14 protein-coding genes and 9 pseudogenes are annotated in these 13,809 nt (G+C 49.7%); all 23 read right to left on the bottom strand.

The window, feature by feature from the left end; all coding sequences use genetic code 11:
- Positions 1 to 137: 137 nt before the first annotated feature.
- The 23 genes and pseudogenes from LAJLEIBI_RS18410 to LAJLEIBI_RS14480 all read right to left on the bottom strand — a co-directional run bounded on the left by LAJLEIBI_RS18410 (position 138) and on the right by LAJLEIBI_RS14480 (position 13,778).
- Positions 138 to 524, bottom strand: a complete 387-nt coding sequence (locus tag LAJLEIBI_RS18410) for an HAD family hydrolase (protein WP_243133311.1) — start codon at positions 522 to 524, stop codon at positions 138 to 140.
- A 4-nt stretch (positions 525 to 528) separates the two neighbouring features.
- Positions 529 to 780, bottom strand: a complete 252-nt coding sequence (locus LAJLEIBI_RS18415) for an HAD family hydrolase (RefSeq protein ID WP_243133312.1) — start codon at positions 778 to 780, stop codon at positions 529 to 531.
- 181 nt (positions 781 to 961) lie between these two features.
- Positions 962 to 1,435, bottom strand: a complete 474-nt coding sequence (locus LAJLEIBI_RS14415; protein ID WP_149301933.1) for a MarR family winged helix-turn-helix transcriptional regulator — start codon at positions 1,433 to 1,435, stop codon at positions 962 to 964.
- Positions 1,436 to 1,479: 44 nt separating this feature from the next.
- Positions 1,480 to 2,539 (bottom strand): annotated as a pseudogene (locus tag LAJLEIBI_RS19590) (NAD(P)H-dependent flavin oxidoreductase).
- Between the two features lie 10 nt (positions 2,540 to 2,549).
- Positions 2,550 to 3,443 (bottom strand): carboxyl transferase domain-containing protein, encoded by an 894-nt coding sequence (locus LAJLEIBI_RS18420; protein ID WP_243133313.1) that lies wholly within the window; start codon positions 3,441 to 3,443, stop codon positions 2,550 to 2,552.
- Positions 3,444 to 3,454: 11 nt separating this feature from the next.
- Positions 3,455 to 4,009 carry an acetyl-CoA carboxylase carboxyltransferase subunit beta gene (locus tag LAJLEIBI_RS18425; protein ID WP_243133314.1) on the bottom strand — a complete coding sequence of 185 codons (555 nt, stop codon included), beginning with the start codon at positions 4,007 to 4,009 and terminating at the stop codon, positions 3,455 to 3,457.
- A gap of 255 nt (positions 4,010 to 4,264) precedes the next feature.
- Positions 4,265 to 4,714, bottom strand: coding sequence for an ATP-binding protein (locus tag LAJLEIBI_RS18430; protein ID WP_416390465.1), 450 nt, complete (start codon positions 4,712 to 4,714; stop codon positions 4,265 to 4,267).
- A pseudogene (locus LAJLEIBI_RS19845) lies at positions 4,691 to 5,226 on the bottom strand (ATP-binding protein); the annotation flags it as partial. The pseudogene LAJLEIBI_RS19845 and the gene LAJLEIBI_RS18430, both read right to left, overlap by 24 nt.
- Before the next feature lie 53 nt (positions 5,227 to 5,279).
- Positions 5,280 to 5,588: a biotin carboxylase N-terminal domain-containing protein gene (locus tag LAJLEIBI_RS18440; protein WP_243133317.1), complete on the bottom strand. Its 309-nt coding sequence runs from the start codon at positions 5,586 to 5,588 to the stop codon at positions 5,280 to 5,282.
- Positions 5,589 to 5,597: 9 nt separating this feature from the next.
- Positions 5,598 to 6,025, bottom strand: a pseudogene (gene fabZ, locus LAJLEIBI_RS19595) (3-hydroxyacyl-ACP dehydratase FabZ).
- Positions 6,026 to 6,046: 21 nt separating this feature from the next.
- Positions 6,047 to 6,279, bottom strand: a pseudogene (gene accB, locus LAJLEIBI_RS19600) (acetyl-CoA carboxylase biotin carboxyl carrier protein); the annotation flags it as partial.
- Positions 6,280 to 6,525: 246 nt separating this feature from the next.
- Positions 6,526 to 7,032: a beta-ketoacyl-[acyl-carrier-protein] synthase family protein gene (locus LAJLEIBI_RS18745; protein ID WP_279232014.1), complete on the bottom strand. Its 507-nt coding sequence runs from the start codon at positions 7,030 to 7,032 to the stop codon at positions 6,526 to 6,528.
- 55 nt (positions 7,033 to 7,087) lie between these two features.
- Positions 7,088 to 7,285: pseudogene (locus tag LAJLEIBI_RS19605) on the bottom strand (beta-ketoacyl synthase N-terminal-like domain-containing protein); the annotation flags it as partial.
- A 197-nt stretch (positions 7,286 to 7,482) separates the two neighbouring features.
- Complete coding sequence (locus LAJLEIBI_RS18755) at positions 7,483 to 7,758, bottom strand: beta-ketoacyl synthase N-terminal-like domain-containing protein (RefSeq protein WP_279232015.1); 276 nt, start codon at positions 7,756 to 7,758, stop codon at positions 7,483 to 7,485.
- Between the two features lie 31 nt (positions 7,759 to 7,789).
- Positions 7,790 to 8,521, bottom strand: a pseudogene (gene fabG, locus LAJLEIBI_RS19610) (3-oxoacyl-[acyl-carrier-protein] reductase).
- Positions 8,506 to 9,479 (bottom strand): annotated as a pseudogene (gene fabD, locus LAJLEIBI_RS19615) (ACP S-malonyltransferase). Before fabD ends, fabG begins: the two co-directional pseudogenes overlap by 16 nt.
- Positions 9,472 to 10,402, bottom strand: a pseudogene (gene fabK, locus LAJLEIBI_RS19620) (enoyl-[acyl-carrier-protein] reductase FabK). The pseudogenes fabD and fabK overlap by 8 nt, the downstream one beginning before the upstream one ends.
- Before the next feature lie 27 nt (positions 10,403 to 10,429).
- A complete protein-coding gene (locus LAJLEIBI_RS19625; protein ID WP_040434948.1) occupies positions 10,430 to 10,654 on the bottom strand; it encodes an acyl carrier protein in 225 nt (74 codons plus the stop codon).
- A gap of 183 nt (positions 10,655 to 10,837) precedes the next feature.
- Positions 10,838 to 11,080 (bottom strand): annotated as a pseudogene (locus tag LAJLEIBI_RS19930) (3-oxoacyl-[acyl-carrier-protein] synthase III C-terminal domain-containing protein); the annotation flags it as partial.
- The gene (locus tag LAJLEIBI_RS19935) at positions 11,077 to 11,565 is read right to left on the bottom strand and encodes a hypothetical protein (protein ID WP_330580767.1); all 489 of its coding nucleotides are present in this window, start codon (positions 11,563 to 11,565) and stop codon (positions 11,077 to 11,079) included. The gene LAJLEIBI_RS19935 and the pseudogene LAJLEIBI_RS19930, both read right to left, overlap by 4 nt.
- On the bottom strand, positions 11,489 to 11,695 hold the full coding sequence (locus LAJLEIBI_RS19940; RefSeq protein WP_330580768.1) for a hypothetical protein: 207 nt from the start codon (positions 11,693 to 11,695) through the stop codon (positions 11,489 to 11,491). Before LAJLEIBI_RS19940 ends, LAJLEIBI_RS19935 begins: the two co-directional genes overlap by 77 nt.
- 708 nt (positions 11,696 to 12,403) lie before the next feature.
- Positions 12,404 to 12,688: a hypothetical protein gene (locus LAJLEIBI_RS14475; protein WP_149301934.1), complete on the bottom strand. Its 285-nt coding sequence runs from the start codon at positions 12,686 to 12,688 to the stop codon at positions 12,404 to 12,406.
- Between the two features lie 904 nt (positions 12,689 to 13,592).
- Positions 13,593 to 13,778: a hypothetical protein gene (locus LAJLEIBI_RS14480; RefSeq protein WP_149301935.1), complete on the bottom strand. Its 186-nt coding sequence runs from the start codon at positions 13,776 to 13,778 to the stop codon at positions 13,593 to 13,595.
- Positions 13,779 to 13,809: the final 31 nt, after the last annotated feature.

Genomic DNA, 13,809 nt, shown 5'->3' on the forward strand with positions numbered 1-13,809 from the left:
CATCCATTTGCCATGCAAATCATACGATCTCCCGGATGTATGATCTGGACATATATGTTTGTTCCTGCTGCAATTCTATTATAACGAAAAAACCGTACTGCAATTGATTAATTACAGCACGGTCTCTTTTCCGCTGTTTATCTCTCCCTTTTCCTGTTCACTGCCTTTATCCAGCCAATCACATCAAGAAGGCTGTCCATACGCCCGGTTATCCCATCCAGGACTTCTGCGGGCACATCGGTCTCGTCCGGGATATAGATGATATAACCGCCCGCAGCCTTACCGGCCAGAACGCCGGCGGTACTGTCTTCCAGAACAAGGCACTCCTTAGGGCTGCACCCGAGTTCTTCGGCTGCCTTCCAGAATATGTCCGGCTCCGGTTTGCTCTTTTCCACCGCGTCACCGCAGACACAGGCGGACAGATATTCATAAGCTCCCGCGCGCCGGATGATGTTTTCGGCACGTGCGCGGGCAGTCGACGTGGCGACCGCCATCGGGATCTTTTCCTCTCTCAGATAGTCCATCAGCTCAAACAAACCCTTTTGATTGGTATTCCGTCTTTTCAGTAAGCATTTCAAAAAACGCATGCTTTACTTCCTTCACATGATCATAATCCACATCCGGCCCAAGCGCCTCATGAAATAACTTTCTTATCTGGGCCGGGTTCCCGCCCCGAAAGCTTTCAATAAACTTGTCATTGATATCCAGCTTCAGTTTCTCCCCGGTCATCTGCCATGTTACGGTAGATAAATGCTCTGTGTCGAACATCGTACCGTCCATATCAAAATTACGCCTTTACCATTTTGCTCTCTCCTGCCCATCTCCCGATGATTCTGCTGCTTTAACGCCCTTCTGCCTTAACGCTCCTTCTGCCTTAACGTCCTTCTGCCTTAGCGTCTCTTCTGCCCTAACGCTCCTTCTGCCCTAACGCCGCCTCTGTCTGGCCGCCGTCTCCGCCGCCTTAACCTTCCCGGCCTTCCGCCTGACTGTCCCGGCTGGCTGTAACCACAGAAAATTCGTCCAGCGCATCCAGCGTCTTCACAAGAACAGGTATCTCGTCTTCACCAAGCTTGTCGAGTATGGCCTGTGTCATTTGACGGTGGTAATCTTCGTGATGCCGGTATGCGCCGACGCCCTTATTCGTCAGCTTTACATACACGACCCGTCTGTCTTCCTCACTTCTTCTGCGCTCCACGTATTTTTTATTCACAAGACTGTTCATGGCTGTCGTGAGAGAACCTACTGTGATGCCAAGCTTTCGGGCTATGGCGGACATATTATTGCCTTCCCCGAGGCCGACCGCCTCTATCACATGCATGTCATTGTTCGTCAGGTCCTTAAACTCTTCCGTAATGATCGCCTTTTCTTCCAGCTCCCATATTTCATTGATCAAGTTTACAAGAATATGGTTAATTGTCTTATAAGCGTTTTCCATCTTACGCTCCTCTTTGAATACCATCAACATTTACCTGCTTAATATTATACCTTCTCAGGCAGAAGAGAATCAATCACTTCTTTTACGGTTTCTATCCGATCTGCTTTATATGCGTTGGCCGCAGAATAAAGGGCATCCTCCACCTCTCCTTTGGCCGCATGGACGAGCGCATCTGTAATGCAGTACGGGATCTCATCCGGTCTGCATTTGTGAAGGCAGCCGTGGCACGGACTGTGCGGGATCTGCTCCCTGACATCACCCGTTCCATAAATGCATTCTTTATCGCTCTTCCCGGCATTCCTACAGGACTTTTCACTATGACAACATCTTCCCGCTCTGCCTTCAGGTATGCCTCTTTATAGCGGATATCTGCGTCACACTCTTCTGTGGTGACAAATCTGCTTGCCACCTGTACCGCGTCTGCGCCGAGGGAAAATGCATGCGCAGCCTGTGCTGCAGTCTCTATCCCTCCTGCGACAGCAACCGGTATCTTCCTGCCATATTTATGCTCATATTTTTTACCGTATCCAAGATCTTCAAAATCTCGGCATCGTAAGCCTCGCTGTCATACATCTCAAGCTGCTCCTTCGTGAAGCCGAGGTGGCCGCCGGCCTGCGGCCCTTCTATGACAAGCAGGTCCGGGACGCGGGCATATTTCCTGTCCCAATACTTTAAGATGACCTGAGCGGATTTGTCCGTGGAAACGATGGGGCCAGTTTTATCTCTGCGTCACCGGCGATCCTCGGAAGCTCCGTCGGCAGGCCGGCGCCGGATATGATCAAGTCCGCTCCCGCCTCTATCGCCGCGCGCACATAAGCATCATAGTGACGCATCGCCACCATGATATTAAATCCGATCACACCCTCCGGCGCGATCCGGCGCGCTTTACGTACTCCTTCTTCATTGCCCTTAAGTTGGCTTCCAGCGTGTTCCTGTCAAAATCAGCTTCCGGAAGCCGATCTGAGCGGCAGATATGATACCGACGCCGCCTTCCTTTGCCACAGCTGCGGCCAGGCCGCCCAGACTGATCCCGACGCCCATGCCGCCCTGTATGACCGGCAGCTCTGCTTTGATATTCCCCATGATCAACGGTGCTGTTTTCATATGACCTCTCCTACATTCTGCGGAAACGCATGTACCTGTGCTCCGTCAGTTCTTCCTCCGACATCTGCCCGTACGTTCCGAGAAATCTCTCCATATATTTCTTAAGCTTTGACGTAACCTCTTTCATATTCTGGACCGTATAGTGACCCGGCTCTTTCACGATTTGTTCCACAATACGCGCCTGAAGCAGATCGCCTGCCGTAAGCTTCATCACTTCCGCCGCTTCTTTTGCCCGCGTGCTGTCCTTCCAGAGAATACTGGCAAATCCTTCCGGCGACAAGATAGAGTACACTGAGTTTTCCAGCATCCACACCTCATCTGAAGTAGCCATGGCGGCGTCCTCCGCTTCCGCCTTCTCCGATGATGATCGATAATACGGGAACTCTAAGGGCGGACATTTCATATATGCTTCTGGCGATCGCCTCGCCCTGCCCCCGCTCCTCCGCTTCCAGACCGCAGAACGCCCCGGCGTATCTACAAAACAGATGACCGGGCGGCCAAACTTCTCCGCCTGCTTCATAAGCTGCAGCGCTTTCCGGTACCCGTCCGGAGACGGCATGCCGAAATTACGCTCAATATTTTCCTTTGTGTTCGTCCCTTTCGCCTGAGCGATAACGGTTACCGGGCGTCCATTAAATCTTCCAACTCCACCGATGACCGCTTTGTCGTCTGCAAAGCACCTGTCTCCGTGAAATTCGATAAAGTCTGTAAACATGGCCTGAATATAGTCTTCACCGACCGGACGGTCTTTCATCCGTGACAGTTCCACTCTGTCCCAGGCAGACGCCACCTTGTTGTGCTGCGCCGTACTTACTTCCGCCCCGGCAGTATCGTCCGCACAGCTTCCAGCCGTTTCAGTCCCGGACGCATGAAGCTTTAATATACGTGAAAGCGTATCCTTCATCTGCGGACGCTCTACAATGCCGTCGATGAAGCCATGTTCAAGAAGAAACTCCGAACGCTGGAATCCTTTGGCAGCTTCTGCCCGATCGTCTGCTCTATGACCCTGGGTCCTGCAAATCCGATCAGCGCGCCCGGCTCTGCCAGTATAATATCGCCCAGCATGGCAAAGCTTGCCGTCACGCCGCCGGTCGTCGGGTCGGTCAGCACACTGATGTACAGCCCGCCCGCATCGCTGTGTCTTTTCAGCGCAGCCGACGTCTTGGCCATCTGCATCAGGGACGTGATCCTCCTGCATCCTGGCTCCGCCCGAACAGGCAAATAAAATGACCGGAAGTTTTCCTTCGTGGCGCGTTCCACCGCTCTTGCTATCTTCTCTCCGACAACCTCTCCCATACTCGCCATGAGAAAACGGCCGTCGCACACGCCGATCACCGTCTCTGTGCCGTCGATGCACGCTTTGCCGGTGACCACAGCCTCCTCGAGTCCTGTCTTCTCCTTAAGCTGATCCAGTTTCTCTTCATACCCTTTGTAGTCCAGCGGATTCTCGTTGTAAGTCCCCTGTCCCATTCTTCAAATGTACCTTCGTCGGCAGTCATCTCTATCCTGCGGTATGCGTGTACACGGAAATAACCGCCGCATTTCGGACAAATGTAGCTGCCTGCCTTTACATCTTCGGTAATGATCGCCCGCCGCATTTATTACATTTTCTCAAAGTCCCTGCGGCACTTCCGGCCTCGCTTCTTTCAGAGAAATATAACTCTTCCGGCTGGAAGAAAGCCTTGTCTTCTTGAACATATTTTCTAATTTCATAGGAGCTCACCTTTACATTTTCTCGATAAATTCAATGTCAATATTGCCTGCCTGATAATCCGGGTGGCTTAAAATATCATACTGATAGTCTACGTTCGTATCAATTCCTCGATGATCACTTCTCCGAGAGCTCTGCATCTTTCGTATGGCCTCTTTTCTGTTCTTGGCCCACACGATGAGCTTTGCCACCATGGAGTCATAATACGGCGGAATCGTGTATCCGCTGTAGATCGCAGAATCGATCCGGATGCCTTTGCCGCCCGGGAGATACATATCTGTGATCGTTCCCGGTGACGGCCGGAAGCCTTTGGAAGGATTTTCTGCATTGATCCTGCACTCGATCGCGTGGCCTGTAAGCTGTATCTCATCCTGTGTGTAAGAAAGAGGCCTGCCGGACGCAATGCGGATCTGCTCTTTGATCAGGTCAATGCCTGTGACCCACTCGGTCACCGGATGCTCCACCTGGATCCGCGTATTCATTTCCATAAAATAAAAGTTCCCGCTTTTCTCCAGCAGAAATTCGATGGTCCCTGCATTGACATATCCGGCCGCCTTCGCCGCTTTCACTGCCGCGTCGCCCATCTTCTTCCTGAGCCCGTCGTCCAGCGCCACAGAAGGCGATTCCTCGATCATCTTCTGGTGATTCCGCTGGATCGAACAGTCGCGCTCTCCGAGATGGATCACATGACCCTGGCTGTCCGCCAGTATCTGGAACTCTATGTCCTTGGCTGCTGTACAAAGTGTTCAATATACATTGTATTGTCGCCAAACGCCATCTGGGTCTCCTTCTGGGCCGTCTGAAACGCCTGTAAAGTCCGCCGGCGTCTCCGCCACACGCATCCCTTTGCCGCCTCCGCCGACGCCGCCTTTACAATGACCGGATAACCGATCTCATCTGCTGCCGCGGCCCCGGTTTCCGCGTCGAATATGGGCTCTGTGCTGCCCGGTATCACCGGAACGCCCGCCGCCGTCATCGTATTTCTCGCCTCCTGCTTGTTGCCAAGCCGGGCGATCACTGGAATCGGACCTATGAATGTGATACTGCACTGTTCACACAGTTCGGCGAACTTACTGTTTTCAGACAAAAGCCAAATCCCGGATGGATCGCGTCCGCGCCTGTGATGATCGTCGCACTGATGATCCGGTCCATGCTCAGATAGCTGTCGCTTGAAGGCGCGGGACCGATACAGACAGCCTCATCGGCAAGCTGGGTGTGAAGGGCATCCTTATCCGCCTCTGAATATACCGCCACCGTCTCAATTCCCATTTCCCGGCATGCACGGATAATACGCACCGCGATCTCACCGCGGTTGGCAATCAATATTTTCTTAATCATGTAACTCACCTATCCAATCATAAATGTCAGTTCTGCGCTTACCACTGTTTTGCCGTCCACGGAAGCTGTCGCTTCTCCAACGCCGACAGGACCTTTCTGCTTGATGATCTTCGTCTCCAGGCGTACCTTGTCCCCGGGAACGATCTTCCCTTTGAACTTGCATTTGTTGATCCCGCCGAAGTATGCGATCTTCCCTTTGCACTCCTCCTGGCTCAAAATAGCCACAGCGCCTACCTGCGCAAGCGCCTCCACGGTAAGGACTCCGGGCATCACAGGCTCCTGCGGAAAATGTCCGGCAAAAAATCCTCTCTGTAAGTGACGCATTTATAGCCGACCGCGTACTGCCCCGGCTCATAATCCTCGATATAGTCAACCAGAAGAAACGGATGACGGTGAGGAATGATCTCCTTGATCTGACTGATGTCCAAATGATTCATATTTCCTCCTTCAGAACGTGATTAACAGATACGGAATAACGGCTGGCCATATTCTACCGGCTGGCCGTTTTCTGCCAGGATTTCCGTGACGGTACCGTCATAATCGCTCTCTATCTCATTCATTAATTTCATTGCTTCCACTATCGCCAGCGTCTGGCCCTTTTTCACGTATCTCCGACGCTTACAAACGCCGGAGACTCCTCTGACGGCGCGGTATAGAATGTTCCTACAAGAGGAGATTCCACGATACTGCCGTCCGCTCTTGCCGGCATCTTGGCCTCGTTCTGCGCCGCGGCGCCCAAAGTGCTCCGCCTTCACTGTCTGCTGCGGCCGTCCGGTTACAGCGGCAGGTTCTGCCGTAACCACCTGTATTTTATCCTGCTTTTGGTGAGGTGCAGCCGCACCCGTTTTCTTCGTATTTTAATCCGGTCAGTTCTGACTCTGATACGGCTTCTATAAGTGATAAGAGATTTTCAAATTCCATGATCTTCAAGTCCTTTCTAACCTTCGTATTTCCTGACTAATAAGGTTGCATTGTGCCCGCCGAACCCGAGGGAATTCGTGAGGACATATGTGAGATCTTTCTCCACCGGCGCACCGACCGCATAGTTCAGGCCGCAGTTCTCATCCACATTCTCTGTGCCGACTGTCTGATGGATATATCCGTCCTGTATGGATTTGACACAGGTGATAAATTCCACACCTCCGGCCGCTCCGAGAAGATGCCCGATCATAGATTTTGTGGAATTGACCACGACGTCTTTTGCCGCATCTCCAAGCGCCAGCTCAATCGCCCTCGTCTCAAAGAGATCGTTGTGATGTGTGCTCGTTCCGTGTGCATTGATATAGTCTACCTGCGCCGGTTCGATCCCGCCTTCTTCCATTGCAAGGCTCATCGCCTTTGCAGCCGCTTCCGTCCTCTGCCGGAGATGTGATATGATAGGCGTCTCCAGTGGAGCCGTAGCCCACAACTTCAGCGTATATGTCTGCCCCGCGTCTCTTTGCATGCTCCAGTTCTTCCAGCATGACGACGCCGGCCCCTTCTCCGAGAACAAAGCCGTCTCTGTCCCTGTCAAACGGTATGGACGCCCGCTTCGGATCTGTGGACGTAGAGAGCGCAGTCAGACTCGTGAATCCCGCGACACCTGTAGGACAGATGCAGCTCTCGGTCCCGCCTGCGATCATCATATCGGCGTCACCGTACTGGATCGCCCGATAGGCATCTCCGATACAGTTGGTCCCTGAGGCGCACGCAGTCACTACATTCGTGCATTTTCCTTGAAACCAAGCTGTATGGAAATATTTCCAGCCGCCATGTTGGATATCATAAGCGGGACCATAAGCGGATTCACCCGTCCGGGCCCCTTTCCCTGATCTTAGTATGTTCCTGCTCGACCCGCTGCAGGCTGCCTATGCCTGAACCTACGATCACGCCCGCCCGGTAGGGATCTTCTTTTCTATATCAACCCCGAATCTTCATATGCCTCCAGAGCGGCGGCTACCGCATACTGGGAGAATAACTCCATCCGCTTGGCAGCTTTAAAATCCATGTATTCTTTTGCAGAGAAGTCCTTCACCTCCGCAGCAAGCTTCACTTTATATTCTGTTGTATCAAATTTCGTTATCTCACCGATCCCTACCTTTGATTCCTTGACACCGGACCAGAATTCTTCCACCGAATTGCCTATCGGCGTCACTGCTCCCAGTCCTGTAACCACAACTCTTTTCTTCATATCGACTGTCTCCTCTATCATTTCACTTATGTTACATTACCATGCCGCCGTCCACATGAATGACCTGTCCGGTAATATATCCGGCCGCCTCTGACGCGAGAAATGCCGCCAGCGCCGCGACCTCCTCTGCTTTGCCGAATCGTGCGAGCGGTATCTGGGACACGGACGCTTCTTTTACCTTTTCCGGCAGAGCGTCTGTCATATCTGTCTCGATAAAACCAGGCTATGGCATTGACTGTGATTCCCCGGGACGCCAGCTCTTTTGCCGCGGCTTTTGTAAGGCCGATGACTCCGGCTTTGGAAGACGCATAGTTTGCCTGGCCTGCATTGCCCGCGACACCCACGACAGAAGACAGATTGATGATCCTTCCGCTCTTCTGCTTCAGCATCTGCCGGGAGGCAAAGCGGATCGTATTGAACGCGCCTTTTAAATTGACATCGATCACTTGATCAAAATCTTCTTCCGTCATCTTCATAAGCAGTCCGTCTTTCGTAATGCCGGCATTATTCACAGAATGTCCAGACTGCCGAACTGCTTTACGATTCCTGGATCAGCTCTTCGCATTTTGCAAAATCAGACACATTGCACTGGTATATCTCTGCCCTGCCGCCTTTGCTTTCGATCTCCTGCTTTAAGTCCATTGCCTTATCCGGGAGCCGTTATAGTTGATCACTACTGTCGCCCTCCGTCGGCAAGTGCAAGCGCGATCGCCCTTCCTATGCCGCGGGAACCTCCTGTCACAAGTGCTACTTTTCCTTCCATGCCGTCTCTCCTTCTATCTCACTGATCACTTTTTCTATATCAGACCACTCTGCGATGTTGTATACCTCGACATCCCGGTTTATTTTTTCATAAATCCGGCCAGTGTCCTGCCCGGTCCGATCTCAATAAAGGTATCCACTTTGTCCGCCGTCATGGTCTCCACGCACTGCTGCCACCGCACCGGCATGCTCACCTGCCTGGCCAGCAATGCTTTCGTATCTGCTATATCCGCCACCTTTTCTGCCGTTACGTTCGTCACATACGGTATCCTAAGTTTGGAAAGCTCCACCGCTTCAAGTTCCTCTGCAAGCCTGTTTCCTGCGTCTCTGAGCATCGGAGAGTGAAATGGTCCGCTTACATTAAGCGCGACCGCTCTCTTTGCCCCGCCTCTTTTAACGCTGCACATGCAGCTTCCACTGCTTTTGTCTCACCGGTGATCACGATCTGCCCCGGACAATTGTAGTTGGCTATCGTAACGTTGTCCATGCCGTCGAGCACGTGTTCAATAGCTTCCCCTGTCATACCGAGGATGGCCGCCATAGCTCCTTCGCCTGCCGGCACGGTATTCTGCATCAATATGCCGCGCTTTCGCACAAGACGGACCGCATCTATAACGTCCATCCCTCCTGCCGCGGCGATGGCGCAATACTCCCCGAGACTGAGGCCTGCCGTTACAGACGGGGTCAGATTCCCGCTGCCGTACGTGTGGCCTGCGCCTTCTGTCACATCCTTCAATGCCTCCGTGATCGTAAGACACGTCGTCACGAGTGCCGCCTGTGTATATTCTGTCAGATCAAGTTTTCATTTTCCTCAAAGCACAACGCCTTCATGTCTAATCCAAGCGCGTCGGATGCTCTGTCGTATATGTCCCGGGCGACGGGGCTCTTTTCATAGAAATCAGCCCCATTCCGGCCTTCTGCGCACCCTGTCCCGGATAGATAAATGCAATCTTACTCATAAACCTCTGCTCCTTTTATAAGCGCGTCTGTCTCACTTACCAGCTTCTGGATCAGCTCTTTGCAGGACATTCTCTCTTTCACCATACCGGCGATCTGCCCGCCATGACGCTTCCGTTTTCACATCACCGTCCACCACTGCTTTCCTCAGTCCGCCGAGCGTAAGATGCTCCAGTTCTTCAAAACTTGCTCCGCTGTTTTCAAGTTCAATATATTTCTTCGTCATTTCATTGCGAAGCGCACGCACCGGATGTCCGGTCGTTCTTCCTGTAACTCTGGAATCAATATCCTTCGCTTTGATGATTCTTTCTTTATAATTGTCATGTACAATGGACTCATCTGTCACCACAAAATGTGTCCCCATCTGTATTCCTGTGCTCCGAGCATAAATGCCGCGGCCGCGCCTCTTCCGTCCGCGATGCCGCCTGCCGCTATGACAGGGATATTCACCGCGTCCACGATCTGCGGCACGAGCACCATAGTCGTATTCTCACCGATATGCCCGCCGGCCTCACAGCCTTCTGCCACGACCGCGTCTGCGCAGCGCTCCATCCGTTTTGCAAGGGCCACAGAAGCAACCACAGGAATCACCTTCACTCCTGCTTCTTTCCACATTTTCATGTATTTCTCAGGATTGCCCGCTCCGGTCGTGACAACCTTCACGCCTTCTTCTACGATCACTTTTGCCACCTCGTCCGCATACGGACTCATAAGCATGATATTTACCCCAAACGGTTTATCTGTCAGCTTTTTTGCCTCTCTGACCTGGTCTCTCACCCAGTCAGCGGGGCGCTGCCGCACCGATAAGTCCCAGTCCGCCGGCCTCGGATACACCTGCCGCCAGATGGTACTCTGCGACCCATGCCATGCCTCCCTGAATGATCGGATATTCAATTCCCAATAACCTGGTTACTTCTGTCTTCATACTGCCAACCTCGCTTTTTCGTTCTGATTATTTGTGTGCTTCTACGTATTTGATAACATCTCCGACCGTCACGATCTGCTCTAAGTCTTCTGTCGGGATCTCTACGCCGAATTCTTCTTCCAGTGCCATCATTAACTCAAATAAGTCAAGAGAATCTGCGCCCAGGTCATCTTTGAAGGAAGATGCCTCTGTGATCGTGCTCTCCTCTACTCCTAAATTGTCTGCTACCATTGATTTAATCTTTTCTAACATTGTCATTCTCCTTTTACTCATATTATTTTTCTTTTCATCTATAGCTTCACCCGGGATCATGCCATTGGCTTCCCGTGTGTAACTAACTACCATTCCAGCACGGAAGCCCCCCAGGACAACCCGGCCAAACCCTGCAAGAACAATTTTCTGGCCTTTTTTCAAAGCGCCGCTTTGGTTCAGCTCATCCAGCAGTATGGGGATGCTGGCGGAAGAGGTGTTTCCATACTCCTGCAGGTTCATGGGAAATTTCTCGACCGGTTCGCCAAGCCTCTTTGCCACTGCCTCTACGATCCTGCGGTTTGCCTGGTGCAGAATGTAGCAGCTTATATCGCCTGGGGCAACGCTGTTTGCCTCAAGTACCTCCCCGATCACTTCCGGCACACGGCGCACGGCAAACTTAAATACCGCCTGACCGTCCATCTTCATGTATGTATTCTCCTCTGAATCTCTTTCCAGTTCTTTGTGTATCTGCTCTCACATGTAAGCGCGGCCCTTTGCTCCGTCGGAATGGTCACCGGCCTATACATCTGTCCTTCCGAAGCCTTAAGCACCGCAGCGCCTGCTCCGTCGCCGAAAAGGATACAAGTCCCGCGGTCTTTCCAGTTTGTTATATTAGATAATGTCTCGCTGCCTATGACGAGTACCGTCCGGTACACGCCGGAGGCGAGGAAAGCCATGGCTGTGTTGTATGCAAAGACAAACCCGCTGCAGGCGGCGCCTCCCAGGTCAAACCCTGTGGCTTTAACCGCGCCAAGTTCTTTCTGTACTTCACAGGCCGCACAGGGCAGAAGCACGTTGGATGAAATGGTGGACACAAGGATCAGATCCACTTCCTCAGGTGCAGTTCCGGCATTGGCAAGCTCTGCGCCCTGCTTCCACCGCCATGGAGACCGTCGTCTCCTTGCCGGCAATATGCCGCCTCTCAACGCCTGTCCGTTCTCTGATCCATTCATCGCTCGTCTCTACAAGCTTTGCAATATCATTGTTGTCCATTGTGTAAGACGGCGCATACGATCCCGTCCCGCATATTGTTCCTGTCATATGATTGTCCTCTTGAATTTATTCAGACGATTTCGTCCGTGGCAAATGATTTGAATTTAAATTAATTTGACTTTCAAAGTATATAGGTAAAAAAGAAAATGTCAAGTAGTTTGAGTATCAAAATATTTCGACATAAACTGCCAGACATGATCGTCAACAAACTACTTTCTAAATAATAAGTTTCGAATTTCTTTGACTTCACCTCTGAAAATGAATAAGAAAAGTATGTACATCACTGTGAACAATACTACACCCGACCATGCCATCAAACTTCCGCTTAATACAAATGTAACTACCATAACAGTCTCTGTTATCATAGATTTTGCACAATTTTTTTCATAATCTTACTAATTTTTATTTCCCCGGCACAACATCGGTATGCCAATACAATCAGAATAGAAAGCATTGCTCCAATCAGACTGTCCATGATATAAATAGTAACAATAGACAATATGGCTGCCAGCACGACAGACACCAGATTGATTCTGAATAATATTTTTCTTCTCGTAATGTTTTAAATATGTAGATACAAGTATCGAGCTCTTACATTCGTACACACAGATTGGCATAAAATGCGGCATATCCCATACTCGCCTCATACTGTGGCAGCCACCAAATAAGCAGTTTAGTCATTGGATAATAAAAATCATACAGCCAAATAAACCCATAACAACAACACTGTTAATAACAGGGTATAATTTGAACAATTCATTTTATCTGTCCTTCGTAAAGCAGGAAAAGTGTAACTGCAACGGCATTAATGCATTGCAGGAATACATTCGCAATACTGATCGTAAGCGTAACTTCTGCAAATGTTGTAATGTTCCAGTGATTCTCAATACACCATCTTGTTATGCCAATTATTACTGTTCCTGCCAGAGTGGCAAACAAAAGCTTATAGCCACTTTGAATTGCCTTTTCCCTTCGGTAACTGCCAATGGATGTTTCTTTTAAAAACATAATATCTTTACAACAAAACATCACATAAACCAATGACAATACTCTCCTGCTACATCTAATAAAATTAACATAATATAACTTTTCATCCCACAGAGTACTGCCAAAATGCTAAATCCAACAGAAACCAATCTCCATAATACAATCGTCAGACTATACTCTTTTATCCTGTTTGTAGCCTGTATGATAAATTGAAGATAACGCCAAATATTTACTACTGCTCCGGCAAGACAGGAAAAGAAAAAACAATTTTTTTATCATAAGTTAATGGACTAAAATTACTATTACTAATAAGACAGTAAAAACGGTTATCATGGAAATCGAAAGCAGCCGATACTGTGCCGAAATGCTCTCTGTTAATATTCTGATAGGACATTCCCCTATTTCCAGATAAGTCTCTCCGGCCACCCTAATGCTGCAATCGAACTGTATGTGACATAAAAAATATATAACTGATAATATCCGTATGAGTCCACCTATAAATTTGGGAATAATCAGCATTGCCGCCATTCCGAGGACTACAGAGAGAATATTTGCTCCTACACTATATGAAAGATTTGTTAATAACTTACTGTATTTTATCTTCAATTGTCTTACCTTTACTATCCCTTTTGTGTATTACTGCGTAAATACTGTAGTGAATGTTCCCGCTGAATTCTTAACTGTTCATCAATATATGACCAATCTATTTCTTTGTTTAATATTTTTCAAAATTATCAAGACTTGCATTTGTCTTATGTTCTAATAGCCCTACTTTTCCAATAATCCCTGTTGGCGGTTATTATTGACCGTCTTTCTTCCAGAAGTATCTGTTCTGTCAAGAACAACAAACTGCCTGTGTAACAGAAGCGAAAAGCACAATCCGTGAAAGCTGTCTGTAAAACCATGTCAGCATTCTCTATTAAGGATATCCATTCCCGCGGACCTGCTTCATATAATTTTATATGTGCAAATTTTTCATCTTCCTTTTATAATGTCCTTGTGCATGTGGAATAGATATAAGTTTTATCTGTTCTCTGTCGCAGTATTCCCTGATTACTCTTCTATGCACTTTATCAACACCGACCAGATATACAAAAGCATATTTTCCACGCTGAATACTTAATGCATTTCCGATCTTTTCCATCTATCACCACTTAACAGCAACGTTGGGTCGA

The sequence above is a fragment of the [Clostridium] hylemonae DSM 15053 genome (genome assembly GCF_008281175.1).
In the GTDB taxonomy this organism is placed as follows: Bacteria; Bacillota; Clostridia; order Lachnospirales; family Lachnospiraceae; genus Extibacter; species Extibacter hylemonae.